The organism is Mesorhizobium sp. M0276 (assembly GCF_040321755.1).
Lineage (GTDB): Bacteria > Pseudomonadota > Alphaproteobacteria > Rhizobiales > Rhizobiaceae > Mesorhizobium.
In genome coordinates this window covers 49,804-72,656 of sequence record NZ_JAMYSC010000005.1, presented here as the reverse complement: position 1 = coordinate 72,656, position 22,853 = coordinate 49,804, and the positions used below count along the sequence as shown (strand labels likewise).

Here is a 22,853-nt window from a genome sequence, read left to right as displayed (position 1 = left end):
TCAGACCGACCGTCGGTCTATAGTACGGGAGAACGTCTTGGCGGCTGCCGCGTTCCGGTCCGTCGATCACGTTTTTCAGGAAAGCCGCCGCGGGAAACGTTATTGGCCAGAGCAAGAAAAGCGCCTGAAATACGCTCTGCCGAGCTTCTCGACTGCGCACAGCGCCTGTTCTTCGAGCGCGGTTATGACAATACGACGGTAGAAGACATCATCCGCGCGGCTGGCCTGTCGAAAGGTGCCTTCTACCACTACTTCGCCTCCAAGGAGGCGCTGCTGGAGGCGCTCGCGGCGCGGCTTGCCCGCGACAGCCTCGCCGAGTTGCAACCGATGCTCGACGATCCGTCGCTCGGACCAGTCGGCCGGCTCAACGCGCTTTTCGCAGGTTCGCAGCGGCTGAATGTCGAGCTCGCGCCGCAGCTCAGGACGACCTTTGCGGTCCTGTTTCGACCTGAGAACGTCGTGCTCTTCCACCGGGTCGATCTGGCTGCCAGGGAGCTTGCCCTACCGTTGATAGCTGATCTGCTGAAGAAGGGTAGCGAAGAGGACGCTTTTGACGTACCCGATCCCTTGGCGTTCGCCGACATGCTGCTGCAGATCAGGCTGATCTTTCGCGACGTGATGCATCGCGCGCTTCGTCAGGCCGACCAAGGAAACATCGAGGAGGCCGCGCGCCTGCTCGAAGAGCGCCTCAGGCTCTACGGTGTCGCGATCGACCGCCTGCTCAAGCTGCCCGACGGAACGATCAAAGCCGTGGAGCCCGGCTTTGCCCGCGCCTTCCTGCAGGCGGGCTAGCCATCTTGCTTCACCAAGGATCGCGGTTCCGCGCCACGCCTCCGCATGCTTGGCCAGCATCCGTGCTTAAGCATAGCGAGGCAACGAGCCTTCGATCCCGTCACATGTCAGATGAACGTGGCCGCATGCGATAAGCGATGTTAAGTCTTGTTGCGCAAATCGTGGTTTCATCTGGCCGCCGTATTAGGAAGCCGGAGGCTGATAGCGGCAGCCGTCACGATCTGTAGGGATAGTCTCGCGATCGGAGAACGGAAATGTTTCGATCCGGGCCAGAACGGTTCTAATGTCAGCGCCGGGGGGCATATGGCCAACACAAGCGACGACGACGAGCGGAGTTTCTTCTCCGAAGCGCCGATGCGACCAGCTGCGAAAACCAAGGCGGCGATCGGCGAAAAGCCGCACTATCTCGGCCATCGCGACCGCCTGCGCGAGCGCTTTGCCTCGGCAGGTCCGGACGCCCTGCCCGACTACGAAGTTCTGGAACTTCTGCTCTTTCGCCTGATTCCTCGCGCCGACACCAAGCCGGCGGCCAAGGCGCTGCTGGCACGCTTCGGCACGCTGGCTGAAGTGCTTGGCGCACCGCTTGGCCTGCTTCAGGAGGTCAAGGGCATCGGCCCGGCTGTGGCGCTCGACCTGAAAATCGTCGCGGCGACCGCCCAGCGCATGGCGCGCGGCGAGGTCCACGGCCGCGAAATCCTCTCGTCGTGGACGCAGCTTCTCGACTATTGCCGATCAGTCATGGCGTTCGAGGCACGCGAGCAGTTCCGCATCCTGTTTCTCGACAAGAAGAACGCGCTGATCGCCGACGAGGTGCAGCAGACAGGCACCGTCGATCACACGCCTGTCTACCCACGAGAAGTAATCAAGCGCGCGCTCGAACTCTCGGCGACCGCCATTATCCTGGTGCACAATCACCCGTCAGGCGATCCGACACCATCACGGGCAGATATCGAGATGACGAAGGAGATCATCGACGCCGGCAAGCGGCTGGGGATCGCTGTGCATGACCACATCATCATCGGGCGCAAGGGCAACGCCTCGATGAAGGGCCTGCTGCTGATCTAAGTGGTGGGTTCCAAAAAGGGGAGCGCTTGAGGCCCTTGCGGAAGTCGACCGGCTTCGTCGCCACCATGACCTTGACCGCACCCGTCGGCCCGATCACGACGTCGCCTTCAGCGCGCGGATCACTGCGGCCACCGTCTTGGTATCGGCGCCCCGGCCGACGCGCATCGCGATGCCGTCGATCTCAAGCTCGATCATGCCGGCGTCCCGAGTGGCTTGCCGTTTCCGCTGCTTCGCTGGATGCCTGGCTACAGGCTCCGCCGCCGTCACAACCGCCGGCACGAAGGCAGGAGAATCTTGCTGCACCGAAGCGGCCTGTTTGCCCGCTTCGCGGCGCCAGGCGAAGACCTGCTGCGGCCTGAGGCCATACCGGCGGGCGACCTCGGAAACGACTGCGTTCGGCTCCAGCGTCTCCGCGATGATCCGCGCCTTGTCATCCACCGACCACTGACGCCGACCGCCGGCACCGTTTATCACCTCGAAACGCCGAGGCTGCCGCTCTGGGCCAAGCGTAAGGTCAAGTCCAGACACAAGCCGATCTCCGATCCCAATACAGGATCGGCAACCTCACAGATCGCGACCACTCCCGAAAGGTGGTCCCACAACAGCGCTTACGGTTATTGCGGCTTTTCTGTCAGCATAGGGTGTCCGCCGCTCGTATCGAAATCTCCCGGATGTGCTGACGGAAAACCTGTCGGAACTCCCTGAAGTTATCGAACCCGAGAGCAGTGGCCACTCTGACCACGGTTGAGGGCGACACTTCGCATCGGTCCGCAAGCGATTGCGCGGTGCCGAATGCTACAATTTCCGGGTGGGCGAGAGCCGTGCGTGCGACGCGCTCCTGTTGCTCTGGGAGGCTAAGCCTGGTTGCTACAATCATATCCTTTAGCTCGGCGATGGTCGTCAGGTTTCGAATGGTTTTTTCCGCGCTCATGATCATGCTTCCGGTGCTTGTTCGGCCATGACTTATTGGGAAGGGTCGTTGGAGGTTGTCATCTAACCCCCGAACTTTGCGTGGATGGAAACACAGGCCTGCGCCATGTATTAGGAGGAGAGATCGCGGAATCATGCCCGCTTCGACGACGAGCCATCCGGCACAATCCACGTTCTTCACAAGTGGACGACCGGATCGAAGTCTGGGAAAACGTTCCTTCGGATGGCGAACATTCCCGTCCGCACCATCGCTGAAGCTGATATCCTGTGGCCGGTACCTGTAGTCGCAGCAGCTCGTTTGATCGAGTCCTTCGCGTCGCATCCTCCGGCATCAGGAGTATGCGGCGGCTCGATCCGAAGGTCGGGCCGCCGCTAGATCGGATAGGAGGAGTTGTCCGACAGAGATGTTTTGCTTCTCCGAAAGCTCAGCCAAGAATCTCTACCAATTTCACCGGAGACCCGTTCTTTGCAGACTGGGTTGCAGCTTCCGCCATGGCGAGCGCTGCGACACCATCATCAAGGTTGACCGGCAGAGCCGAGCCTGTCTTCACAGCGTTGACAAATGCTGCCCATTCCGCCGCATAGGCGGGCATGTAGCGTTCGAGGAAGAAATAGGTGGGCTTTGCGCCCGTGACACCGGAAGTCGTGGACTTGACCAAGGTGTTTTCCAACATGTTCTGCGCCTGTAGCAGCCCTTCGGAGCCGAGAAGCTCCAGCCGCTGGTCATAACCATAGACGGCTCGGCGGCTGTTCTTGATCACGGCGATCCGGCCATCCGCATAGGCAAGGGTCACGACGGCGGTATCGACATCGCCTGCCGCGCCAATTTCCGGATCGACAATCGATGTACCCACCGCCGAGACGGAGACCGGCGCTGTCCCCATAACGAAATTAGCCATGTCGAAATCATGGATCATCATGTCGCGGAAAAGACCACCCGAAACCTTGATATAGGCGATCGGCGGCGGCGCGGGGTCGAAAGAGGTGATCGAGAGCAGTTCCGTCTTGCCGATTTCACCACGGTCGGCTGCTGCCTTGAGAGCCGCAAAGTTGGGATCGAAACGGCGGTTGAAGCCGATCATCACCGGCTTGCCGGTAGCGGCGGCCACCTTCTGGCAAGACTGTGCCCTTGCAAGGCTGAGGTCGACAGGCTTTTCACAAAGCACGGCCTTGCCCGCTGCCGTCGCCCGCTCGATCAAGTCGGAATGGGTATCGGTGGAGGTGGCAATCAGCACGGCATTGATGGCGGGATCATTGAGGATCGCATCGGTCGAGCAGGCTTCGGCGCCATACTGGGCGGCGATCTTCTCAGCGGCGGCCTGATTGATGTCCGAGACAGCCGCAAGGCGGCTGCCGGGATTGGTGGAAATGGCGGTGGCATGGACGCCAGCAATACGGCCTGCGCCCAAAAGGCCGACGTTCAGAATGGTGGATGACACGGATGATCCTCTTAGGAAAACAACATCAGATAGTGAAAGCGGTGCGGAAGGCTTCGAGTGCAGCTTCCGGATCACCGGAGGCAAAGGCTTCCATACCGACCGGCCCCGCGTAGTCCATGGATTTCAGGGCTTTTGCGACGCCATGCCAGTTCACTTCGCCCGTGCCCGGCTCGCAACGGCCGGGATTATCAGCCACCTGAACTTCCCCGATCCAGGGCAGGCAGGCCTTACACCAGCGGATAAGATCACCTTCACCGATCTGGGTATGGTAGAGATCGAGATTAATTCGCAGTTGCGGGCGGTTGACGGCTGCAACGAGCGCAAGCACGTCTGCCGTCGAGCCGAAGGGGCAGCCGGGGTGATCGATTGGGTTGAGGTTTTCCAACGTGAAGACCTGACCCTCGGCTTCTGCCAGATCGCAGATGCGGTTGAGTGTATCGCGAGCCCGCTGTTCCATGCCCGGCGCGAAGGCACCGATCTTCAGGATCGGAATGCCCATGTCGCCAAGCCCTGTGCCATGCAGATTGAGGCGGTGGACACCGAGCCGCTTGCCGACCTTCGCCGTTTCCGTGGCAGATGCCAGAAGCATCTCACAACCTTCTGCATCGGTGAGCCGACCTTCGAGATAGCCATTCATGATAGTGAAGGTGGCACCGGTTTTTTCAAGCGCATCAAGATTCCAGGCGGGCCAGTTCCAAAGGCCAACGCCGAAGCCCATTTCCTTCAGGCGGCTTGCCCGCCATTCGATTGGTTTGTCGCGCCAGAGCATTTCGGCGCAAGCAGCAAGTTGGAAGCTCATCTTAGATTTCCTGAAGTTTGAAATCGGCCGGTGCAACCGGCATGACACCCTTGAGAAGGGCCACGGATTTTTCGAGGCCCTCAAGTGAGTTGAGAAGCACGTCCTCATGCTCGATTGAAAGCCAGCCGTCGTAGCCAGCCATCTTTAAGCGATAGCAAAACTGTCGCCACCACTCCTCACTGTGGCCGAAGCCGAGTGTTATGTATGACCAGGAACGGGCTGGAATGTCGGTCAGGTTGCCGTTTTCGAGGAGGCTGGTCACTGCCTGTTTGGGAGCGTTCAGGAATGTGTCCTTGGCATGGACGTGATAGACGGCCTCCCCCAATGCCTCGGCTGCTATCAGCGGATCGGCTCCCATCCAGAAGAGGTGCGAGGGATCCAGGTTCGCGCCAACGACAGGGCCGACTTCTTGACGGAGTTTCAGGAGCGACGGCACATTGTAGACGCACTGGTTGCCATGCAGTTCGAGCGCAATCTTTCTCACACCGCATTCATTTGCCAGCGCCACGATCTCGGTCCAGAACGGGAAGAGTTTTTCTTCCCACTGGTATTTGAGGATAGCTTGCGTTTCCGGAGGCCAGGAAGAGACGACCCAGTTTGGCATGGTATCGGACGGATTGCCCGCAGGCAGGCCAGACATGGTGCAGACCGTATTGATGCCCATCTCGCCTGCGACCCGGATGGTGTTCTTCAGACCTTCGCCCTGAGCCGGATCGGACGGGTGAAGCGGATTGCCATTGGCATTGAGGCTGATCACATCAATCCCACGATCTGAAAAGCCCTTGAGGAAGTCTTTCTGCGCGACCGTGTTACCCAGCATGGATTTGAGATCGAAATGCGGTGCGGTCGACCAGCCGCAGGTGTTGACCTCAATACCGGAGACGCCCATGCGTGCAGCGTTGTCGAGAAGGTCGTCGAGCGGCATGCCGCCGAGGCTGTCAGACACAAAACCCAGTTTCATGCGTAGAACTCCGGCTTGGGAATCATGGTGACGAGCTGCTTCTGCCCGGAAGCGAGTGCCGTCACGCCTGCCTCGGCGGCAACTGCTGCGGCATAGCCATCCCAGCAGCTTGATGCGATCTCGGGAAACACGTCTGTGTCGACGAAGCGTAGGAAGGCGCGGTTCTGGCGGCGATAGGCATCGAAATAGCGGGTCCGCCAATCGGCATCGTAGCCGGTGTGGACGCCAAGCGAGCGTTCGAGATGGGTATAAGCGACATGGCTCATGGAAATGCTCGCCTGCTCGCCCACGAGTTCGGCACGAACGTCGTAGCCGTACGCAGCGTTGTTGTTGATCTCGATGTTGACGAGCTGGCCATCGACGGTTTCGAGGACCATGAAGACGGGCGCGACGCGTCGATCAGAGCGCTTCGGCTGGAAGGCAGAGATCCAGGCATATTCGGTGCCAAGTACATGGCGCACGACGTCGAACTCATGCGGGGCGGAGTTGGTGATTGCCATGGCACCGGTGAAGTCGGAGGCTGGCGTTTCCACATTGCGGTGGAAGTTGTGCATCATCAGGACTCGGCCAAGCGTGCCATTTTCAATTGTCTCTTTCATCTCGACATAGGACTGGTCGTAGCGCCGCATGAAGCCGAGCTGGACGAACTTTTGACCAACTTCCTGTTCGGCCTGCATGATCGAGAGGCATTCGGCCGAGGACTGCGATAGGGGCTTTTCGCAGAGCACCTTCTTGCCCGCGTTGATGCAGGCGAGTGACAGCGGCGCATGAGTGAAGTCCGGGCTCGCGACGATCACCGCATCCACATCGGCACGGGCAATCACGGCTTCCGGATTACTTGCAACGTCTGCCGCACCATGGGCATCGGCCACCTTGCGAGCGCGGACTTTATCCATGTCGCAGACCACCTGAAGGGTCGCGCCCGGCATTTCCTCCACGACGATCTTGGCGTGGTCAGCGCCCATCAGCCCTGCACCAATGACTGCTACACGCACCATTGGACAAACTCCTTCCATTCGGTTGGCACAAGAGCTCAACCGCTTCCATTCAACAAATTCCACTACTTGTCGGCTATGCCAATATTCACTCAGTGAGCGGGCGGTGGCGGAAGACCGTCATGGGTCTCCATATACCCTTCAAGTGAGGCTTCGAGACTGGCCATGGATTCACCACCGGCCATCAGATCAGCGATCTGCTCGCGTGTCTTTTCCCCCTTGCGGAAGTCGGCCGCGATTGCACCACGAATGAGCACTGCGAAGTGATCGCCCACTGCCATGGCATGCATCACCTGATGGGTGATGAAAATGACCGCGAGGCCACGACGCTTGGCCTCATTGACGATACGCAGTACGTGAGCAGCCTGCTTGACGCCGAGGGCTGCCGTCGGTTCGTCGAGAATGAGCACACGGGCTCCGAAATAGACAGCACGGGCAATCGCGAGCGACTGGCGCTCTCCTCCGGAAAGGCCACCGACCAAACGATCCCCGTCGGTGATGCGTGTGATCCCCATTTTCTGAACCTCTGCGACCGCCACTAGGTTGGCAGTTTTACGGTCGAAATACTTGAACGGTCCCCAACCCTTTGTCGGCTCCGAACCCATGAAAAAGTTGCGTCCTATGGACATCAATGGATATGTCCCGCCGAATTGGTGAACCGTAGCTATCCCGCGTTCCTGAGCCTCACGGGGACTGGAGAAAAGTGCGGGCTGACCATCCATCAGAATTTCGCCACGCGTCGGCTGATAGACACCAGACAGCGTTTTGATGAGCGTCGACTTACCCGCGCCGTTGTCGCCAAGCAGGCAGAGCACTTCGCCTTCACCCACCTTGAGGCTGATATCGTTCAGAACATCAATATGGCCAAACGATTTGTCGACGTTTCGAAATTCGAGAACGGGTTTCTTATCGGACATTGTCGCTCTCTTATTTCTTCTTGAACGTCGACCAGCTGGTGGCCAAATGACGAAACGTGTCGTTGAGCAGGACAGCGATCAAAAGCATGACACCGATAATTAGGAAGGACAGGTTTCTGTCGATCTCCGTGAAACCAATAGCTTGGGTAACAATCGAAAGGGTGAGCACCCCGAAGACAATGCCCATTACAGTACCAAAACCACCCGTGAGGAGAACCCCACCTACGACCACGGCGATAATGGTGTTGAAGATTAGGCCAAAATTGGCCTGAGATGTTGCGGAGCTGAATGTCATCACCTGAAGGACACCAGCAAAGGCCGCCGATATGGAACACAGCATGAAGAGTGCAATCTTCATCCTGGTTACAGGAATACCTGCGTTTCTCGCACTTTCTTGGTCTCCACCAAGAGCGAAGACCCAGCTTCCCTTCGGAGAGTAATGCAGAAAGAAGACGAAGGCTGCGATAAGCCCACCCCACCAGAAGACGGAAGAATTGAAGCCATACACCTTTCCGCCGAAGAGCGATTTTGCCCAATCTGGCGCGTGATAGAAGGAATTGGTGTTGTTGATGAAGAAGATCGACAGGTAGAGCGTGATGCCTGCCACTGCAAAGAGCGTCGCCAATGTCACGATGAACGACGGCACGCGCGTGTGAGTTACGATGTATCCATTGATGAAGCCGATCAGTGCACCGATGGCAAGCGCTGCAGCTACACCGACAAGCACAGGCATCTGATAGTGCTCGCAGACAATCGCAACTGTCATCGTGGACGCGGGAAGTACAGCACCGGTTGAAATATCGAGTTCACCGGCAATCATCAGGAACCCGACCGGAATTGCAATCATTCCTATGAGTGACGCGAAGTTCACCCACGTAGTTACACCAGCTACGGACAAAAAGTTGCGGCTATATCCGAACATCGCAAAAAGGATGAATACAGCCACGAAACCCATGAAAGCACCAGCGGCAGGGGTGCGAAAAAAGGCCTTAATGGATGAAATGGCCGATTCACTCTCGATGGCGGGTGTTTCAACGGTGCTGGTTCTTTGGTTTGTGGCGGTCATGGAAGCAAAATCCTCAGTTAGCGCAGACGAAGCTGCATAGAGGGAGCATGGATGAGACCCGGCCAAGTTAGCGGCCAGGTCTCAGCCTCGGGCCAGCCTCAACGTGCGCCGAGTTTGACGCCTTCGATTGCCGAAGCAACATTGGTCTTGTCGACAATCGCCGGACCAGTCAGAACCGGCTCCGTTGCAATCGCAGTGCCGAACTTCAGGTTTGCAAACAGCATGGAGGTTGCGAGGAACCCCTGCAGATAAGGCTGCTGGTCGATTGCGAAGGTTTGGGTGCCCTTCGAAATGCGATCCAGAACCGAGGCGGACATATCGAAGGTGCCAAGCTGAATCTTGCCGGCCTTGCTCTGCTGATCGATGGAGCTAGCGGCAGCATCTGCAGCCCATGCAGCGAGCGTGATGACGGCGTCAATGGACGGATCGGCGATCAGCTCGGATTTGATTGCTTCAGAGGTACCATTCATGTCCTGGTCAAGGTTAGCAGGAACACGGAGGATGAAGGTGTCTGCGCCAGCCTTCTTTGCACCGTCTTGAACGCCCTTGCAGCGGGTCTCGAGATTTACGGCACCTGGGTTCTGGATGTGGCAGAGGATTTTCTTTGCACCATGAGAAGCGAGATACTTGCCACCCTCAACACCTGCCAGATATTCGTCCGACCCGAAATAGTTTAGCGAGCCGTAATTATCCATCTCACTCTGGCCAGCGTTGAAGGAGATGATCACCACGCCCTTGTCCCGCGCGGCCTTAAGGGCAGGGGTTTCGGATTCTGGCAGCCAGTTCGGGATAGCAATACCTTTAGCACCCTGGGCTACAGCCTGTTCGATTAGCGAAGCGAGGTCCGGGCCGAAGTTGTCATAGTTTTGGGTCTGCATGAAATTGACGGTGCCGCCATTGGCCTTGACCATCAGCGAAGCATCATCGACGCCCTTCTTGACCATGTTCCAGAAGCCATCTTGGGCCGAACCCACGATGACGGCGATATCCGTGTCACCCGCATGAGCGCTGGATGCCAGCATGAATGCCATGGCTGCGGTGGCGATTTTCTTGGTGAACGACATGTCGAAATTCCTCCTCAGGTTAAAGCCGCATGGCTGCGGCTCGTCATACTTTTTTGCCTTTTTTGGCCGTGCGGCCGATCCCGGTAGGCACGCGCAGGTCCGCGATCTCAACACAACGACGTTGAGCCTCCTCGTCCCAATTGTGCGCTGGGCCTCCCCCCAAAAGCGCTGACAGCTCGTAGATCGCTGAGCACTGTCAACGCGTAATGAATGCTACGTTGACATCTTTCAGGTCAATATGGATTACTATCTCTTCGGAAAATCGTCTCAAATCGTTTCGAAAATTTGTATGGATGATATTTCTTGAGACGCCGAAACCAGAGTAATGGAATTTTTGACATGAAGAGACCAACCATTCCGGACTTGGCAAAAGCTGCAGGTGTATCCGTGTCAACGGTCAATCGTGTACTGTCCGAGCCTGAATCGGTCCGGAGCAATACGCGCACACGCGTTTTGGCAGCCGCTGAGGAAATCGGCTTCTACGGACTTGGCACCATCAAGCAGGCGGCGAAGCCACAAGAGGTGATCCACCGTGTCGGGGTTTTGCTGCAGCGACGGGAGAGACGCTTCTATCGCCTACTCGGCGATTCAATTGCGCAAGCTGCGGAAGCTTATCCTGCCTGCAATATCGATCTAACGGTCGAGTACATGGAAGACCTCACGCCGGAGAAAGTCGCGGCACATATTCAGTCGCTCGGCGGGCGGTGCGAAGCACTTGCGATTGTAGCGCCGCAGCATCCTGCCGTTGCTGACGCGATTGACGCAGTTCTTGAAAGCGGCGTGCCGGTCGTTTCACTTATCGGCCCCCTCACGGCCAAGGGAGCCATCAGCTTTGTCGGGCTCGATAATTGGAAAGTAGGACGCACCGCTGCCTGGGCGTTTGACCGCATGGTGCGGGAACCGGGCAAGATAGGCATTCTTGTCGGCAGCCACCGATTGCGGAACCAGGAAATGAACGAAAGCGGGTTTCGTTCTTACTTCCGTGAACATAATTCGGAATTCACGCTGCTCGAACCGTTGCCAACTTACGAGTCAGCCGTGGTTGCCCGTGAACATGTCGAAAAGCTGCTGACAGATCATCCGGATATGTGCGGACTATTCATCTCAGGGGGTGGTGTTACAGGTGCGATAGCCGCACTCAGGGCTACTCCAAAACGGGAAGACTTCGTTACCGTAGGCTATGAACTCTTTGAAGATACGCGGGCTGCTTTGATAGACGGTACGATTTCGCTGATCCTGTCACACCCCATAGAGCGTTTTGCATCTGAGACTATCGCAACTCTGGTGAAAGCGAAGAACGCAGGTCCTGATAACGGGGTATTTAGGATCACGTTTCCATTCGATATGTACAGCCCCGAGAGCGTTTGATGACGACTTGGCTCTTAAGTTGGCCATCCAAATGGCAGGCTGGGGTGCACCTACGTCTTCACGTCCGCTTTGGGCCACGTGCGGCCAAGAAGGCTTAGGAGCAACAGAGTATCGTGAAGTGCCGCCGCCCGTCCATGAACCAGTCTGATGGCGCGTGACATTCACGGGGACCCATGATTAACCGCTCTCAATTACCGGCATCAACGCCTTCCGCCAATCTCATTTTTCGACGCTTTTTCAAGCTGTTACGTCGTTTCTCAAGATTGATGCACAATCATCTTTCAGGTGATCCGACGCCGTCGTGCGCCGATATCGAGATGACGAAGGAGATCATCGACGCCGGCAAGCGGCTGGGGATCGCTGTGCATGACCACATCATCATCGGTCGCAAGGGCAACGCCTCGATGAAGGGCCTGCTGCTAATCTAAGTGGTGGGTTCCAAAAGGTGAGCGCTTGAGCAAACAATGCCGCTTTGGCCCGTCGATCCGGTCACGGCGGGTCGGCGTTGCAGTTTCCGGCCACCTGGTTGACCGCTTCACCGAACCCGGCGAGGTTGAAGTCGGCCTCGCCGCGTCCCGAAAGCAGCCCGAAGCGCCATGATAGCTGGAGCCGGTTCGCGGCAGCAAGGCGCCTGATGCCATCGGCGCCATCGCGCACCAGCATCCTGCCGCGGGGCCCGACCGACCAGCTCTCGTCGAACTTGCTGCCCTGATCGACCGTCACCGACATGGTGATCTTGCGGCTGGCCGAGACACCGTCATTCAGTTGCAGCCATTCGGTCCAATGCGGCTCCCCGTTTGCCCTGCAGGCAATCGTTAGGATCGGGCTGTAGCTCAAGGCGCCGCCACCGGTGATCAGCTTGTTGGTGGCATAGAGCGAGGCCGTGACGACGCCGTCTTCGCCCGTTTCGAACCGCCAATTGTCAAGCACCGCTTCGGCACGGGCAATGCCGCATACCGAGACCAGCACCAGGGCAATTGCCGCAGCGTGTCCCATTTCGACGAACAGCTTCAACACGTCCTCCAACAACCCAAGCGGCTGCAATAGAAGCGCAGATAATGATCAAAGCTTGGTCGCCACAGGCCGTACCGCGCGAAGTGTCGCGGCTGTTGCAGTTTGGCAACGAAAAAGGCCGCCCGAGGGCGGCCTTCCTGTTTTAGCTAGGGCGCTGGTGTTATTCGGCGTCCTTGGCGGCCTTTTTCTTCGGCGCGGCCTTCTTCTTGGTCTCTTCGGCGTCGTCGGCCTTCTTCTCGTCAGCCTTCTTGGCGGCGGCTTTCTTCGCCGGCTTCGCCTTGGCGGCGGTTTCGTCCCCCTCGTCGTCGGCCATCAGCTCTTCCTTGCTGACCTTGACGTCGGTAACCGAAATCTGGCCGAGTAGATGATCGACCACCTTCTCTTCGAACATCGGCGCCCGTAGCGTGTTCAGCGCTTCCGGGTTGTTGCGGTAGAATTCGAAGACTTCCTGCTGCTGGTTGCCGGGATAGCGGCGCACCTGCTCGAACAGGCCGCGCTGCAGCTCGTCGTCCGATACGGTGACGCCGGCCTTCTCGCCGATTTCAGCCAGCACCAAGCCGAGGCGCACGCGGCGCTCGGCGAGACGCAGATACTCGGCGCGCGCCTCTTCTTCCGTCGTCTCTTCGTCGGCGAAGGTGCGTCCGGCCGCTTCCAGGTCGCGAACGACCTGCGCCCAGATGTTGTTGAACTCGGCATCGACAAGTTTCGACGGTGCCTCGAACGAGTAGGACGCGTCGAGCTGGTCCAGCAGCTGGCGCTTGACCTTCTGGCGCGTCATGGCCCCGAACTGGTTTTCGATCTGGCCGCGCACGACGTCACGCAGGCGCTCCAGCGACTCCAGGCCGAGGTTCTTGGCCGTCTCATCGTTGATTTCCAGCGCGCCGGGCTGGGACACTTCCTTGACTGTGACGTCGAAGGTCGCTTCCTTGCCGGCAAGATGCGCCGCCTGGTAGTTTTCCGGGAAGGTCACGGTGACCTGCCTTTCGTCACCGGCCTTGGCGCCGACCAGCTGATCCTCGAAGCCGGGGATGAACTCCTTCGAGCCCAGCACCAGCGGCTGATCGGTACCGGCGCCGCCATTGAAGGCTTCGCCGTCGATCTTGCCGACATAATCGATGGAGACGCGGTCGCCAATGGCAGCCTTGCCGGTCTTCGGCTCGTAGCTGCGCGCCGATTCGGCAACGCGCTGGACCTGCTCGTCAATCTCGCTGTCCGGCACGTCGAACACCTGGCGTGTCACCTTGATGTCGGAAAAGTCCTTGATCTCGATCGCCGGAATGACCTCGTAGTTGAGGCGGAACTCGAAATCGGCGCCGCCGGCCAGGATCTTCTCAGCTTCCTTCTCGTCCTCGGTCATGATGACTTCTGGCTGCATGGCAGCCTTTTCGCCACGCCCTGTAATGATCGAACGGGTCGAATCGTTGAGGATCTCATTGACCACTTCGGCCATGAACGACTTGCCGTAGACCTTGCGCAGGTGCTGCACCGGCACCTTGCCGGGACGGAAGCCGTTGATGCGGACCTTGTTCCTGGCGTCCGAAAGCCGTGCCATCAGCTTGGCTTCCATGTCACCGGCCGGCACGGTGATCTTGATCTCACGCTTGAGACCGGAGTTGAGCGTTTCGGTGACCTGCATCGTAAAACCTTTGTTTTCACCAATGAGACTGCACGGCCTCTGCCGTTTACAGCCTGCCGGTATATTCTTGCCGGGAATGGCTTTTGGTACGGAACCTGGCGATTTGACCGAAAATCCGGCTCAAACTCTCCCAAACTGCGTTCCAAAATGTGAATAAGTTCTTGTTTTTCCTACTTCTTATCACATTCTGCAGAAGCGGATCGGCGCGTCCCGTCACATTTGACACGCCTTTTGTCACAGGCGAGGCCAATTTTCAACAGTCTTCGCATTTCGGCGAATGACCGACATTTTGATCCTGATCCAACATCTTGTCTCTGACCCAACATCTTGTCTCCGACATTGACAGAATGATGGCTACATGGGATTGCCGGTCCATGCGGATGTGGCGGAACTGGTAGACGCCCTGGATTTAGGTTCCAGTGCCGAAAGGCGTGGGGGTTCGAGTCCCTTCATCCGCACCAATTTTTAGGCCAATGACCGCTTCGAATTAAATCCAACTTTCAATGAAGGCCCTTGAAATAGTTCGTTGACAGGTTCTTACTTGCGGCAGGCAGGTTGGGGCGCTGTCGGGCTGTGCGAGTAGTTTCTCTAGTTGTGGCGGTAGCGTCAATTGTCGCGGCAGCAACATGTAAAGTTGAGGCCCTAGAATACACGCCTGCTTCGTCTCCAGGGCAGCAGCCGTTTCTTGTTGTTTCCGGCGAGTTCAACAACAATGAACCCCTGAACGCTTTTAGCAACGCGGTTGTGAGCAGCGGGGCCCGGATGATCGTATTCAACTCCCCCGGCGGCAATGTCGGCAGCGCGCTTCGGTTGGGGCGTATGATCCGCGCGGCGGGGTTGGATACGCTTCAGGTTCGCCAATTGCAGTGCGCTTCAGCCTGCTCACTGGCCTTCTTGGGCGGCGTCCACCGTGTTGCCGAACCAGGCTCTATAGGCGTTCATCGGGCGTTTTTGAAACCGGCTGACGGGATGTCCAGAGAAGAAGCAAAGGCCCGTGTCCAGCTCGGAACGGCCGCAATCACATCCTATGTAGTCGAGATGGGAGTGGACCCCAAGCTGATGGAATTGGCTTCGAGCTATGACAATCATGACATAAGGTATCTATCGGCCGGCGAAATGGCAGAGTTACGTGTGACCAATGTCGCAGCGAACCAATCGCCCGCAGATACATCGCAGGTGTCGACGAGGCCAGATCCTGCGCCCGTGCCAATGCCTGCACCCGACGCAAGGCAACAGGCGGAGAGCGCTGCGGTCGCCTTCGTCAAGGATCTCCTCGAGCATCATGGCGACAACGACGATTTCGCTCTTGCTCAAGTTCAGGCGTCCTACGCTCGCACGGTCGACTATTATGGCAAGTTGACGAACCTGAGTTCGATCATTCAGGACAAGAGGAACTATTACCGGCGATGGCCCGAACGTGCATATAACGTCCGCAATGACAGCATTGTGGTCACCTGTGCAAACGATCGCTGCATGGTTTCTGGCGTGTATGACTGGGTTGTGCGCAGCCCCTCGATACACAAGCAGGAAAAAGGCGTAGCAGACTTTAGCTACACAATATCGATTGGCGCCTTTCCCAAAATCATCGCCGAGACGAGTAAGGTCCGGAGTTGATCAGCAGAGTTCTCCATCCCTGAGTCAGTGAAATTTCTTTGCGAAAAATCTATTTGGCTATTTCGTATAGCGGCACATGCTCCGCCCGGCGGGGGTACCACAGTTGATAAAAAAATGAGTCCATTCCGGCGCCGCGCTGCCGCACGCCTGTACGGCAAGGGGGGGTCTGGTCTCTTGATTCGCACCGATCACCGGCGTCCATCGTTATTAATATAGCGGTTCCTCGAACAGCGTCCTGTCGCCGTCGACCAGCGCCTTGATTTGCGCGGAGCCGTCCCTGGCGAGCGCGAGCCGGATGCCGAACGGCCGCACCCGCATGTCGTTCTGGATCGCCACCCCCTCGCCTTCCGGCAAGTAGAAGCGCTCGATGCCATAGTCCGGCGCGATGGTCGTGACATCGCCGCGAAGATCCCAGCCCTCGGCGACATGGCCAACGATATCAACCTCGTCGGCATCGGCCGGCGTCGACGCTTTGCCGAACCAGGCGGTCATCGGCTGCCAATAGCCGTCGGCGCCCTTCCTCAGGCGGACGACGATCATGGTGTCGTCGCTGGAAAATTTGCCGGGCGGAATGTTAGCGATCATTTTTACCGGCAATCGCGAAATCTCGTAGCCGAGGACAACATAGTCGCCGCGCAGGAGGTCGCGCGGATCGATGGGTTCGACCTTCAGGAGCACCTCCTTGCCGTTGCGCAGGATCGCCGCTCGGCCCGCGATGATCCAGCTCAGGAAGCCGATCTGGACAAGCGCCAGCACCAGCGCCGAGACAACTAGTCTTTTCCCGGTCATCATGCTGCGACTCCCCCGGCGACTGGACCCTTCATGCGTTTTTCCACGCGCATGATGACCAGCGCAAGGACGCCGAGCAGCACCGCGGCGGCCAGGAAGAAGCCGGCCGTGTCGAGCATCGATTGCAAGGTCACGACATAGATGATGGCGAGTTCGAAGGCGAAACCGGCATAGGCAAGCCAGCGCAACCCACGGCTCTCCCGTCCCGCCAGCACGATTGCCGCGACGATGCCAGCCAGGGCGATGACCGAAGCGATGGCGAAACCGCTGTTGTAGGTGCTCTCGTCAGCCAGTTCGAACTGGATCATAGCCAGACCGGTCAGGAAGCCGAGCAACGCGTGCAAGGGTAAGCGGCCGCCGAGTTGCACGATCCTGTCGACGGGGTCCGGCGCCAGGACCGAGGCCGCGAACACCAGCGCCGAGACGATGACCAGCGGGATCGCAACCTGCAGCGTGTCGTGGTTCGTGATCAGCAGCACCAGGTAGAACAGCACCGACAGGATGATCAGGTGCCGAGCCAGCTGGCTGCGGGTCCAGAACGAGACGGCATACAGCACGGTCGCCATGACGACGAAGGCATGCGGAAGATCACTGCGGCTGAAATAGTCGAAGCCTTTCAGAAACAGCCAGGCATCGGCAATGCCGACAGAAGCGACAGTCAGCGGGTTCGAACGCAACATCACCGCCGCCAATGCCGTGCCGGCGCCCCAGGTGACCAGAGCCGAGGCCTCGTCGCCGGACAGATGATACATCTGGCCGATAAGCGCTATCGAGCCGCCGAAACCCGCTGCGGCTACGATCCACAGCGCCTCGCCGATCGCCGCATGGTCGCGCGTCTTCAACACCGCGCCGCCGATGTAACCGCCAACGATGACCGCAAAGAGTGCCAGAACGCGCGCCAGCCGCGGAACCGCGTCCCAGTTGGCGGCGACGAAAATCAGGATGGCGGCGCCGAACAGCAAGGCAGCCATCATCGCCAGGATCGAGCCGAAGCTGAGCGATTTGCGCTCGTTAGCCTCGATATCGCGCGCGAGCGAATCGGCCGTCGGCGCATCGATCAGCCCGGCCTGCTGCCAGCGGGCAATATCCACCCTGACCCGCGAGGAATAACCCGCCATGCCGCTTCTCCCCAGTTTGGTCTTCTTGTCAGCCGACGAGGTCAAACCGTTGACGCCGCGGCATTTTCCGATTCGGGCTTCTTTGTGTCAGGTCCGTGAACGCGCGTTAATGCTGCATTGCACAATTTGCATTGCTGCCATGCAGCCATAGCGCTTTTAAATCGATATAGGCCCGCCTATTTATGGTTCGTACACAAACGGAATGATCCGCAAGAAAGACGAAACGAGAACTACCATGAACCTGATCCGCAACTACCGCAACTGGCGCCGCTACAGAGACACCGTGTCCGAGCTGAGCCGCCTGAGCAACCGCGAACTGACCGACCTCGGCATTAGCCGCAGCGACATTCCTTACGTCGCTCGCAAGGCGGTCTAATTCTTCGGACCGCGAATGGTCCGAACCAGTTTTGAAAAAGAGAACGACAATGAACCTGATCCGCAACTATCGTAACTGGCGCGTTTATCGCGAGACGGTTACCGAGCTTGGTCGCCTCTCGAACCGCCAGCTGCATGACCTCGGTATCGTCCGCGACGAAATCAAGGTCATCGCCCGCCGGGCGATCTAACCAGAATTTCGCCAGGGTCGACCTCCTCCCCGACCTTGACGGATCCGGTCAACCTTCACCTCCTCCCGAGGGTTGACCACAAAAACGGCGCCCGCCGCACCTCCTCCCGCGGCGGGCGTTGTTTCCCCGGGGCAAAGCAAATTTTTGCCCCAAAAGGGTTTCGCCCCTTTCAAAAACGGCGAAAGAGTTTTCGTCAAAGCCGACCTCCTCCCCGGCGATGACGAATAGGCCCGACCTTCACCTCCTCCCGAAGGTTGGCCACAAAAACGGCGCCCGCCGCAACCTCCTCCCGCGGCGGGCGTTGTTTGCCAGGGGCAAAACGAATTTTGCCCCAGAGGTTTCGCCCCTTTCAAAAACGGCGAAAGAGTTTTTGTCAAAGCCGACCTCCTCCCCGGCGATGACGGATACGGTCGGCCCTCACCTCCTCCCGAGGGTCGACCTCAAAAACGACACCCGCCGGAACCTCCTCCCCCGGCGGGTGTTGTTATGTTCGGGGTTGATTGCCCGAACCGCTGATTGTCTGCACCGCGCAGGGCAATTGCAATCGCCGCATCAAGCGATTATTCCGACGCTCATGAGCAAAAATCCCATCCACATCATCGGCGGCGGCCTCGCCGGTTCCGAGGCTGCCTGGCAGGCAGCACAGGCTGGCGTTCCCGTCATCCTGCATGAAATGCGGCCCGTTCGCGGCACTGATGCACACAAGACTGATAGCCTGGCCGAGTTGGTCTGCTCCAACTCCTTCCGCTCCGACGACGCCGAAAACAACGCCGTCGGCCTGTTGCATGCCGAAATGCGGCTGGCCGGCTCGTTGATCATGAGCGCCGGCGACGCCAACCAGGTTCCGGCCGGCGGTGCGCTTGCCGTCGACCGCGACGGATTCGCCGACGCGGTGACGAAAAAACTCGAAGCACACCCGCTGATCACCATCCAGCGCGAGGAAATATCGGGCCTGCCGCCGGCAGATTGGGATCAGGCGATCGTCGCCACCGGTCCGCTGACCGCGCCTTCGCTTGCCCAGTCGATTGCCGATGCGACCGGCGCCGATGCACTGGCCTTCTTCGACGCGATCGCGCCGATCGTCCATTTCGATACAATCGACATGAACATCTGTTGGTTCCAGTCGCGCTACGACAAGGTCGGGCCCGGCGGCACCGGCAAGGACTACATCAACTGTCCGATGGACAAAGACCAGTACCTTGCCTTCGTTCAGGCGCTCGTCGACGGCCAGAAGACCGAATTCAAGCAATGGGAAGGCACGCCCTATTTCGACGGCTGCCTGCCGATCGAGATCATGGCCGAGCGCGGTGTCGAGACGCTGCGCTACGGGCCGATGAAACCGATGGGATTGACCAACGCACACAATCCGACCGTGAAGGCCTATGCCGTCGTCCAGCTGCGGCAGGACAATGCGCTGGGCACTCTCTACAACATGGTCGGTTTCCAGACCAAGCTCAAGCATGCCGAGCAGGTGCGCGTGTTTCGCACTATACCGGGTCTCGAAAACGCCGATTTCGCCCGCCTCGGCGGCCTGCACCGCAACACCTACATCAACTCGCCGACCTTGCTCGATGCCTCGCTGCAGCTGAAGTCGCGCCCGGGCCTGCGTTTTGCCGGCCAGATCACCGGCTGCGAAGGCTATGTCGAAAGTGCTGCGATCGGCCTGCTCGCCGGGCGCTTCGCCGCCGCCGAAAGGCTCGGCCATGCACCGTCGCTGCCGCCGCTCACCACAGCGTTCGGCGCGCTCCTCAACCACATCACCGGAGGCCACATCGTATCGGATGACGAACCGGGAAAACGCTCCTTCCAGCCGATGAACGTCAATTTCGGCCTGTTCCCGCCCGTGGAGGCGCCGAAGTCCGAGGGCAAACGCATGCGCGGCAAGGACAAGACCGTCGCCAAGCGCCACGCCATCACATCGCGCGCGCGCGCCGATTGCCGGCAATGGTTGGGATTGTCGGAGCAAACAGCCGAAGCGGCGGAGTAAACTCCCCTATTCAGTCGGCCGCACCTGCCATCGGCAGCCCCGGCTTGCCGGCCTCGTCAGGATTTCGCCTGACATAGGCAGCCTTCAGCGTCTCCGAAGTTTCGCGCGAGCCGTCGTGGCTCCAGCCGGGAGGCTTGACCAGATAATTCAGGCGATCGCTCAAGGTCAGCCCCGGCATCGCTGCATCCTTGAACATGCCGATCCATTCATGGAACGCGACCTTCAGCGGATTGAAGGTGCCGAGGTTCCTGACGATGCCGTAGCGCGGCCGGTCTTGTTCCAATTCCCCGACGAAGGTGCCAAACATGCGATCCCAGATGATCAGCGTGCCGGCGTAGTTGGCATCGAGATAGCGCGGATTGGTGGCATGGTGGACGCGGTGATGCGAGGGCGTGTTGAAGACGAACTCGAACCAGCCCCACATCCTGCCGATCGTCTCGGTGTGGATCCAGAACTGCCAGACCAGGTTGAAGCCGAAGGTGAAGGCAATGACCGCCGGATGGAAGCCGAGCAGCACCAGCGGTGCCTGCAGCACGAACATGAAGGTGAACAAGCCGGTCCAGCTTTGCCGCAGCGCCGTCGACAAATTGTAGTGCTGGCTGGAATGGTGGTTGACGTGCTCCGCCCACACCCAGCGCACCCGGTGCGCGATGCGATGATAGAAATAGTAGCGCAGGTCATCGAGCAGGAAGGCGGCAAGGAACACCCAGACCGACAGGCCGAGATTGAAGATGCGGAATTGCCACAGCCACAGCAGCGCCCAGTAGGACACGACGCCAAGCAGCATTCCGGCAACAACATTGCCGGTGCCCATCATCAGGCTGGTCAACGTGTCGCGCGTCTCGAACGATCCCTTGGCGCGTCCGGTGCGCACCAGCCAAAGCTCGATCAGGATCGCGGCAACGAAGAACGGAATGGCCAGCTGCGTGACCTGCGGGAAGTTGTAGTCGTCCATCACGCAGCCTCCCGGACGGAACTTGGATGTTGCGGCTGAAGTGTCTTCAGCAGGCCTTGTGCATCTGCTGCGCTGGAAAAGCGAAAGCGGCCGCCCTTCCAGGTGAAATCGGCGAGCCGGAATGAGACCGCATTGACATCTTCGGTATTCAAAACCGCGACATCTTGAGGCCTGACGATGCGGGTCAAAAAGCAGTCGCCGATGCTATGAACGATCCCGATACGCCCTTGCCCGATATCCAGAAAAGCGGTCCTGGCGTCCGCCGTCAGGCGGACCAATGCCGCTATCTCGTCGGGAAAATCCTCGGCGAATCGGCTCATTGCTTGATCGGCGCCGGCCAGCGTTGCCGTCTTGCTGCCGCCGGTGAAATGCACCGCGGCAACCGACAGCGCAATGCCAAGGGCGACGATCGCGATCAGCAGCGGCAGGCTCATGAACGGGTATCTCCTCCCCCGGCCTGTCGTCTTTGGCGACAGTTCTGGCTCGAGGACTCCTTAGCATGATTGACGTTTACGTCAAAATGCCGGCCAGCCCTTGGTCGCGCGGCGCAAAAGCAGCCAATGCCGGCGCAAGGCGGACAGCCGCGCCACGCCGTCGAACGGGGAGCCGCGCTCCATTTTCGTGAGATAGGCGCGCGACAGCGCCAGCGGCAGAAATGCCGGGCGCAGCGAGACCGGCAACGCCGCAGCACCTTGCTCGAAGGCGGAAAGATGGTCCCGCGCCAGAGCGATCATTGCCGCCACTGCGCGCTTGGCACCGGGACCGCCATCGCCTGTGATGAATTCTTGCGGCGAAGAGCCAGCCGCAGCAAGGACATCGGCTGGGACAAAACACTGTCCGCGCTTGCGGTGCAATGGCAGCAACAGCAGCAGGCCGGTCATCGCCTGCGCGCAGCCTGCCCTGCCCGCCAGTTCGGCAAAGCGCGGCGCCTCGCCGGGATCGAGCACCATTGCCGCAAGCTGAATGAGCGCGGCGGCCGTCTCGCCGCAATAGCCTTCAAGATCGGTGCGCGACGGCATCGGGTCGTCGTAAAGATCGAAGATGCGCGCATCGAGCATGTTCTCGAAGGCCAGTCTCGGCAGGTTGAATGTCGCTATGGTGGCATTCAAGGCTTCGGCTGTGGGATGGCCGGCGCCGGCCTCGCCGCCGGCGGCTATGACATCGCGCCACCATTGCAGGCGCACCTCGCCCGGCAACGCTTCGTGGATGCGGTCGCGGATGCCTGCGACTTCGGCGTTGAAGGCGTAGAGCGAAAACAGCGCGTCGCGCTTGTCTGCCGGCGCATAAAGCGCCGTGAGATAGCGGTCATGGTCGGCGGCGCGCAGCGCGTCCATGACGATTTTGGCATTTTGCGACATGTCAGTCGACGGCAATGAGCGCGGCGGCCACGGCGCGCTCTTCCGCCAGAAGGACATTGTAGGTCCGTACCGCTGCACCGGTCGACATCGGGTCCGACGCAATGCCGGCCGCTTTCAGCGCGGCCCGTAGTGTGGCGGGCAATGGCCTGAGGTCCCTGCCCATGCCGACCAGCAGTATCTCGACTTTGTCGGCTTCTGCCAACAGCTTGTCGAAATCCGCCACACTCAGAGCAAAGGGATCCGCCGGTTCCCAGCCATGGATGCCGGATGGCAGACAGAGCAGCGAGCCGCGATGCGACATGTCGGCAAAGCGGAACCCGCCATTGCCGTAGGCTTCGATCGGAGCGCGGCCAGGAAAATGAGCCTCGCGGATGACGATGCCTTTGCTGGTCACCGTTTTGTCACCCCTTCGGGGCGGCG

At 59.2% G+C, this 22,853-nt stretch carries 24 protein-coding genes, 1 tRNA gene and 1 pseudogene; 9 read left to right on the top strand and 17 right to left on the bottom strand.

What is annotated here, in order from left to right; translation table 11 throughout:
• Nucleotides 1–102: 102 nt before the first annotated feature.
• Nucleotides 103–792 (top strand): TetR/AcrR family transcriptional regulator, encoded by a 690-nt coding sequence (locus tag NKJ01_RS06075; RefSeq protein ID WP_023757587.1) that lies wholly within the window; start codon nucleotides 103–105, stop codon nucleotides 790–792.
• 303 nt (nucleotides 793–1,095) lie between these two features.
• Nucleotides 1,096–1,857, top strand: coding sequence for a RadC family protein (gene radC / locus NKJ01_RS06070; RefSeq protein ID WP_352726795.1), 762 nt, complete (start codon nucleotides 1,096–1,098; stop codon nucleotides 1,855–1,857).
• Nucleotides 1,858–1,950: 93 nt separating this feature from the next.
• On the opposite strand, the gene tnpA is transcribed toward radC, so the two are convergent.
• From tnpA to NKJ01_RS06025, 9 genes are all read right to left on the bottom strand, one after another.
• Nucleotides 1,951–2,385 carry an IS66-like element accessory protein TnpA gene (tnpA, locus tag NKJ01_RS06065; protein ID WP_352726794.1) on the bottom strand — a complete coding sequence of 145 codons (435 nt, stop codon included), beginning with the start codon at nucleotides 2,383–2,385 and terminating at the stop codon, nucleotides 1,951–1,953.
• A 103-nt stretch (nucleotides 2,386–2,488) separates the two neighbouring features.
• The gene (locus NKJ01_RS06060; RefSeq protein WP_023757589.1) at nucleotides 2,489–2,788 is read right to left on the bottom strand and encodes a MurR/RpiR family transcriptional regulator; all 300 of its coding nucleotides are present in this window, start codon (nucleotides 2,786–2,788) and stop codon (nucleotides 2,489–2,491) included.
• Nucleotides 2,789–3,212: 424 nt separating this feature from the next.
• Complete coding sequence (gene iolG, locus NKJ01_RS06055; protein ID WP_352607056.1) at nucleotides 3,213–4,214, bottom strand: inositol 2-dehydrogenase; 1,002 nt, start codon at nucleotides 4,212–4,214, stop codon at nucleotides 3,213–3,215.
• Between the two features lie 37 nt (nucleotides 4,215–4,251).
• Nucleotides 4,252–5,025 carry a TIM barrel protein gene (locus NKJ01_RS06050; protein WP_023757591.1) on the bottom strand — a complete coding sequence of 258 codons (774 nt, stop codon included), beginning with the start codon at nucleotides 5,023–5,025 and terminating at the stop codon, nucleotides 4,252–4,254.
• Nucleotide 5,026: 1 nt separating this feature from the next.
• The gene (locus tag NKJ01_RS06045; RefSeq protein ID WP_023757592.1) at nucleotides 5,027–5,986 is read right to left on the bottom strand and encodes a sugar phosphate isomerase/epimerase family protein; all 960 of its coding nucleotides are present in this window, start codon (nucleotides 5,984–5,986) and stop codon (nucleotides 5,027–5,029) included.
• Nucleotides 5,983–6,984: a Gfo/Idh/MocA family protein gene (locus tag NKJ01_RS06040; protein ID WP_352726792.1), complete on the bottom strand. Its 1,002-nt coding sequence runs from the start codon at nucleotides 6,982–6,984 to the stop codon at nucleotides 5,983–5,985. The genes NKJ01_RS06045 and NKJ01_RS06040 overlap by 4 nt, the downstream gene beginning before the upstream one ends.
• An 89-nt stretch (nucleotides 6,985–7,073) precedes the next feature.
• Nucleotides 7,074–7,898, bottom strand: a complete 825-nt coding sequence (locus NKJ01_RS06035) for an ATP-binding cassette domain-containing protein (RefSeq protein WP_023757594.1) — start codon at nucleotides 7,896–7,898, stop codon at nucleotides 7,074–7,076.
• 10 nt (nucleotides 7,899–7,908) lie between these two features.
• Nucleotides 7,909–8,964 (bottom strand): ABC transporter permease, encoded by a 1,056-nt coding sequence (locus NKJ01_RS06030; protein WP_084025143.1) that lies wholly within the window; start codon nucleotides 8,962–8,964, stop codon nucleotides 7,909–7,911.
• A gap of 98 nt (nucleotides 8,965–9,062) precedes the next feature.
• A complete protein-coding gene (locus tag NKJ01_RS06025; RefSeq protein ID WP_352726789.1) occupies nucleotides 9,063–10,028 on the bottom strand; it encodes a substrate-binding domain-containing protein in 966 nt (321 codons plus the stop codon).
• Nucleotides 10,029–10,367: 339 nt separating this feature from the next.
• Between NKJ01_RS06025 and NKJ01_RS06020 the strand changes: the two genes are divergently transcribed.
• Nucleotides 10,368–11,396: a LacI family DNA-binding transcriptional regulator gene (locus NKJ01_RS06020; RefSeq protein ID WP_023757598.1), complete on the top strand. Its 1,029-nt coding sequence runs from the start codon at nucleotides 10,368–10,370 to the stop codon at nucleotides 11,394–11,396.
• A gap of 263 nt (nucleotides 11,397–11,659) precedes the next feature.
• Nucleotides 11,660–11,824 (top strand): annotated as a pseudogene (locus tag NKJ01_RS36410) (JAB domain-containing protein); the annotation flags it as partial.
• A gap of 61 nt (nucleotides 11,825–11,885) precedes the next feature.
• Here the strand turns inward: NKJ01_RS36410 and NKJ01_RS06010 are convergent.
• Nucleotides 11,886–12,410: a hypothetical protein gene (locus tag NKJ01_RS06010; RefSeq protein ID WP_023757600.1), complete on the bottom strand. Its 525-nt coding sequence runs from the start codon at nucleotides 12,408–12,410 to the stop codon at nucleotides 11,886–11,888.
• Between the two features lie 160 nt (nucleotides 12,411–12,570).
• Nucleotides 12,571–14,046, bottom strand: a complete 1,476-nt coding sequence (gene tig, locus NKJ01_RS06005; RefSeq protein WP_352607007.1) for a trigger factor — start codon at nucleotides 14,044–14,046, stop codon at nucleotides 12,571–12,573.
• A 376-nt stretch (nucleotides 14,047–14,422) separates the two neighbouring features.
• Here tig and NKJ01_RS06000 point away from each other — a divergent pair.
• Nucleotides 14,423–14,507 (top strand) — tRNA-Leu (locus tag NKJ01_RS06000).
• A 301-nt stretch (nucleotides 14,508–14,808) separates the two neighbouring features.
• The gene (locus NKJ01_RS05995; protein WP_352726787.1) at nucleotides 14,809–15,660 is read left to right on the top strand and encodes a COG3904 family protein; all 852 of its coding nucleotides are present in this window, start codon (nucleotides 14,809–14,811) and stop codon (nucleotides 15,658–15,660) included.
• 207 nt (nucleotides 15,661–15,867) lie between these two features.
• Here NKJ01_RS05995 and NKJ01_RS05990 read toward each other — a convergent pair whose 3' ends face one another.
• On the bottom strand, nucleotides 15,868–16,452 hold the full coding sequence (locus NKJ01_RS05990) for a GDYXXLXY domain-containing protein (protein ID WP_352726785.1): 585 nt from the start codon (nucleotides 16,450–16,452) through the stop codon (nucleotides 15,868–15,870).
• Nucleotides 16,449–17,567: a DUF2157 domain-containing protein gene (locus tag NKJ01_RS05985; RefSeq protein WP_352607001.1), complete on the bottom strand. Its 1,119-nt coding sequence runs from the start codon at nucleotides 17,565–17,567 to the stop codon at nucleotides 16,449–16,451. The genes NKJ01_RS05990 and NKJ01_RS05985 overlap by 4 nt, the downstream gene beginning before the upstream one ends.
• Before the next feature lie 235 nt (nucleotides 17,568–17,802).
• Here NKJ01_RS05985 and NKJ01_RS05980 point away from each other — a divergent pair, with 235 nt between their 5' ends.
• The 3 genes from NKJ01_RS05980 (at nucleotide 17,803) to trmFO (ending at nucleotide 20,120) form a co-directional block, all read left to right on the top strand.
• Nucleotides 17,803–17,943 (top strand): DUF1127 domain-containing protein, encoded by a 141-nt coding sequence (locus NKJ01_RS05980; protein ID WP_013531315.1) that lies wholly within the window; start codon nucleotides 17,803–17,805, stop codon nucleotides 17,941–17,943.
• Nucleotides 17,944–17,992: 49 nt separating this feature from the next.
• A complete protein-coding gene (locus NKJ01_RS05975; protein WP_023757605.1) occupies nucleotides 17,993–18,133 on the top strand; it encodes a DUF1127 domain-containing protein in 141 nt (46 codons plus the stop codon).
• Between the two features lie 574 nt (nucleotides 18,134–18,707).
• On the top strand, nucleotides 18,708–20,120 hold the full coding sequence (gene trmFO, locus NKJ01_RS05970; protein WP_352726783.1) for a methylenetetrahydrofolate--tRNA-(uracil(54)-C(5))-methyltransferase (FADH(2)-oxidizing) TrmFO: 1,413 nt from the start codon (nucleotides 18,708–18,710) through the stop codon (nucleotides 20,118–20,120).
• 10 nt (nucleotides 20,121–20,130) lie between these two features.
• Here the strand turns inward: trmFO and NKJ01_RS05965 are convergent, their stop codons facing one another.
• From NKJ01_RS05965 to NKJ01_RS05950, 4 genes are all read right to left on the bottom strand, one after another.
• On the bottom strand, nucleotides 20,131–21,075 hold the full coding sequence (locus tag NKJ01_RS05965; protein ID WP_352726781.1) for a sterol desaturase family protein: 945 nt from the start codon (nucleotides 21,073–21,075) through the stop codon (nucleotides 20,131–20,133).
• Complete coding sequence (locus NKJ01_RS05960) at nucleotides 21,075–21,509, bottom strand: hypothetical protein (RefSeq protein WP_352726779.1); 435 nt, start codon at nucleotides 21,507–21,509, stop codon at nucleotides 21,075–21,077. Before NKJ01_RS05960 ends, NKJ01_RS05965 begins: the two co-directional genes overlap by 1 nt.
• A gap of 81 nt (nucleotides 21,510–21,590) precedes the next feature.
• A complete protein-coding gene (locus NKJ01_RS05955; protein WP_352726777.1) occupies nucleotides 21,591–22,433 on the bottom strand; it encodes a phytoene/squalene synthase family protein in 843 nt (280 codons plus the stop codon).
• Nucleotide 22,434: 1 nt separating this feature from the next.
• Nucleotides 22,435–22,827, bottom strand: a complete 393-nt coding sequence (locus NKJ01_RS05950; RefSeq protein ID WP_352606987.1) for an Mth938-like domain-containing protein — start codon at nucleotides 22,825–22,827, stop codon at nucleotides 22,435–22,437.
• Nucleotides 22,828–22,853 lie beyond the last annotated feature (26 nt).

What these genes read in the sequence shown, in the direction of transcription:
- NKJ01_RS05995 (WP_352726787.1), top strand. Translation starts at nt 14,809, where the DNA reads ATGATCGTATTCAACTCCCCCGGCGGCAATGTCGGCAGCGCGCTTCGG.
- NKJ01_RS06030 (WP_084025143.1), bottom strand. Translation starts at nt 8,964, where the DNA reads ATGACCGCCACAAACCAAAGAACCAGCACCGTTGAAACACCCGCCATC.
- NKJ01_RS06025 (WP_352726789.1), bottom strand. Translation starts at nt 10,028, where the DNA reads ATGTCGTTCACCAAGAAAATCGCCACCGCAGCCATGGCATTCATGCTG.
- NKJ01_RS05975 (WP_023757605.1), top strand. Translation starts at nt 17,993, where the DNA reads ATGAACCTGATCCGCAACTATCGTAACTGGCGCGTTTATCGCGAGACG.
- NKJ01_RS06050 (WP_023757591.1), bottom strand. Translation starts at nt 5,025, where the DNA reads ATGAGCTTCCAACTTGCTGCTTGCGCCGAAATGCTCTGGCGCGACAAA.
- NKJ01_RS05980 (WP_013531315.1), top strand. Translation starts at nt 17,803, where the DNA reads ATGAACCTGATCCGCAACTACCGCAACTGGCGCCGCTACAGAGACACC.
- NKJ01_RS06020 (WP_023757598.1), top strand. Translation starts at nt 10,368, where the DNA reads ATGAAGAGACCAACCATTCCGGACTTGGCAAAAGCTGCAGGTGTATCC.
- NKJ01_RS05960 (WP_352726779.1), bottom strand. Translation starts at nt 21,509, where the DNA reads ATGAGCCTGCCGCTGCTGATCGCGATCGTCGCCCTTGGCATTGCGCTG.
- NKJ01_RS06045 (WP_023757592.1), bottom strand. Translation starts at nt 5,986, where the DNA reads ATGAAACTGGGTTTTGTGTCTGACAGCCTCGGCGGCATGCCGCTCGAC.
- NKJ01_RS06040 (WP_352726792.1), bottom strand. Translation starts at nt 6,984, where the DNA reads ATGGTGCGTGTAGCAGTCATTGGTGCAGGGCTGATGGGCGCTGACCAC.
- radC (WP_352726795.1), top strand. Translation starts at nt 1,096, where the DNA reads ATGGCCAACACAAGCGACGACGACGAGCGGAGTTTCTTCTCCGAAGCG.
- NKJ01_RS06060 (WP_023757589.1), bottom strand. Translation starts at nt 2,788, where the DNA reads ATGAGCGCGGAAAAAACCATTCGAAACCTGACGACCATCGCCGAGCTA.
- NKJ01_RS06035 (WP_023757594.1), bottom strand. Translation starts at nt 7,898, where the DNA reads ATGTCCGATAAGAAACCCGTTCTCGAATTTCGAAACGTCGACAAATCG.
- trmFO (WP_352726783.1), top strand. Translation starts at nt 18,708, where the DNA reads ATGAGCAAAAATCCCATCCACATCATCGGCGGCGGCCTCGCCGGTTCC.
- NKJ01_RS05965 (WP_352726781.1), bottom strand. Translation starts at nt 21,075, where the DNA reads ATGGACGACTACAACTTCCCGCAGGTCACGCAGCTGGCCATTCCGTTC.
- tig (WP_352607007.1), bottom strand. Translation starts at nt 14,046, where the DNA reads ATGCAGGTCACCGAAACGCTCAACTCCGGTCTCAAGCGTGAGATCAAG.
- NKJ01_RS05990 (WP_352726785.1), bottom strand. Translation starts at nt 16,452, where the DNA reads ATGATGACCGGGAAAAGACTAGTTGTCTCGGCGCTGGTGCTGGCGCTT.
- NKJ01_RS05955 (WP_352726777.1), bottom strand. Translation starts at nt 22,433, where the DNA reads ATGTCGCAAAATGCCAAAATCGTCATGGACGCGCTGCGCGCCGCCGAC.
- NKJ01_RS05985 (WP_352607001.1), bottom strand. Translation starts at nt 17,567, where the DNA reads ATGGCGGGTTATTCCTCGCGGGTCAGGGTGGATATTGCCCGCTGGCAG.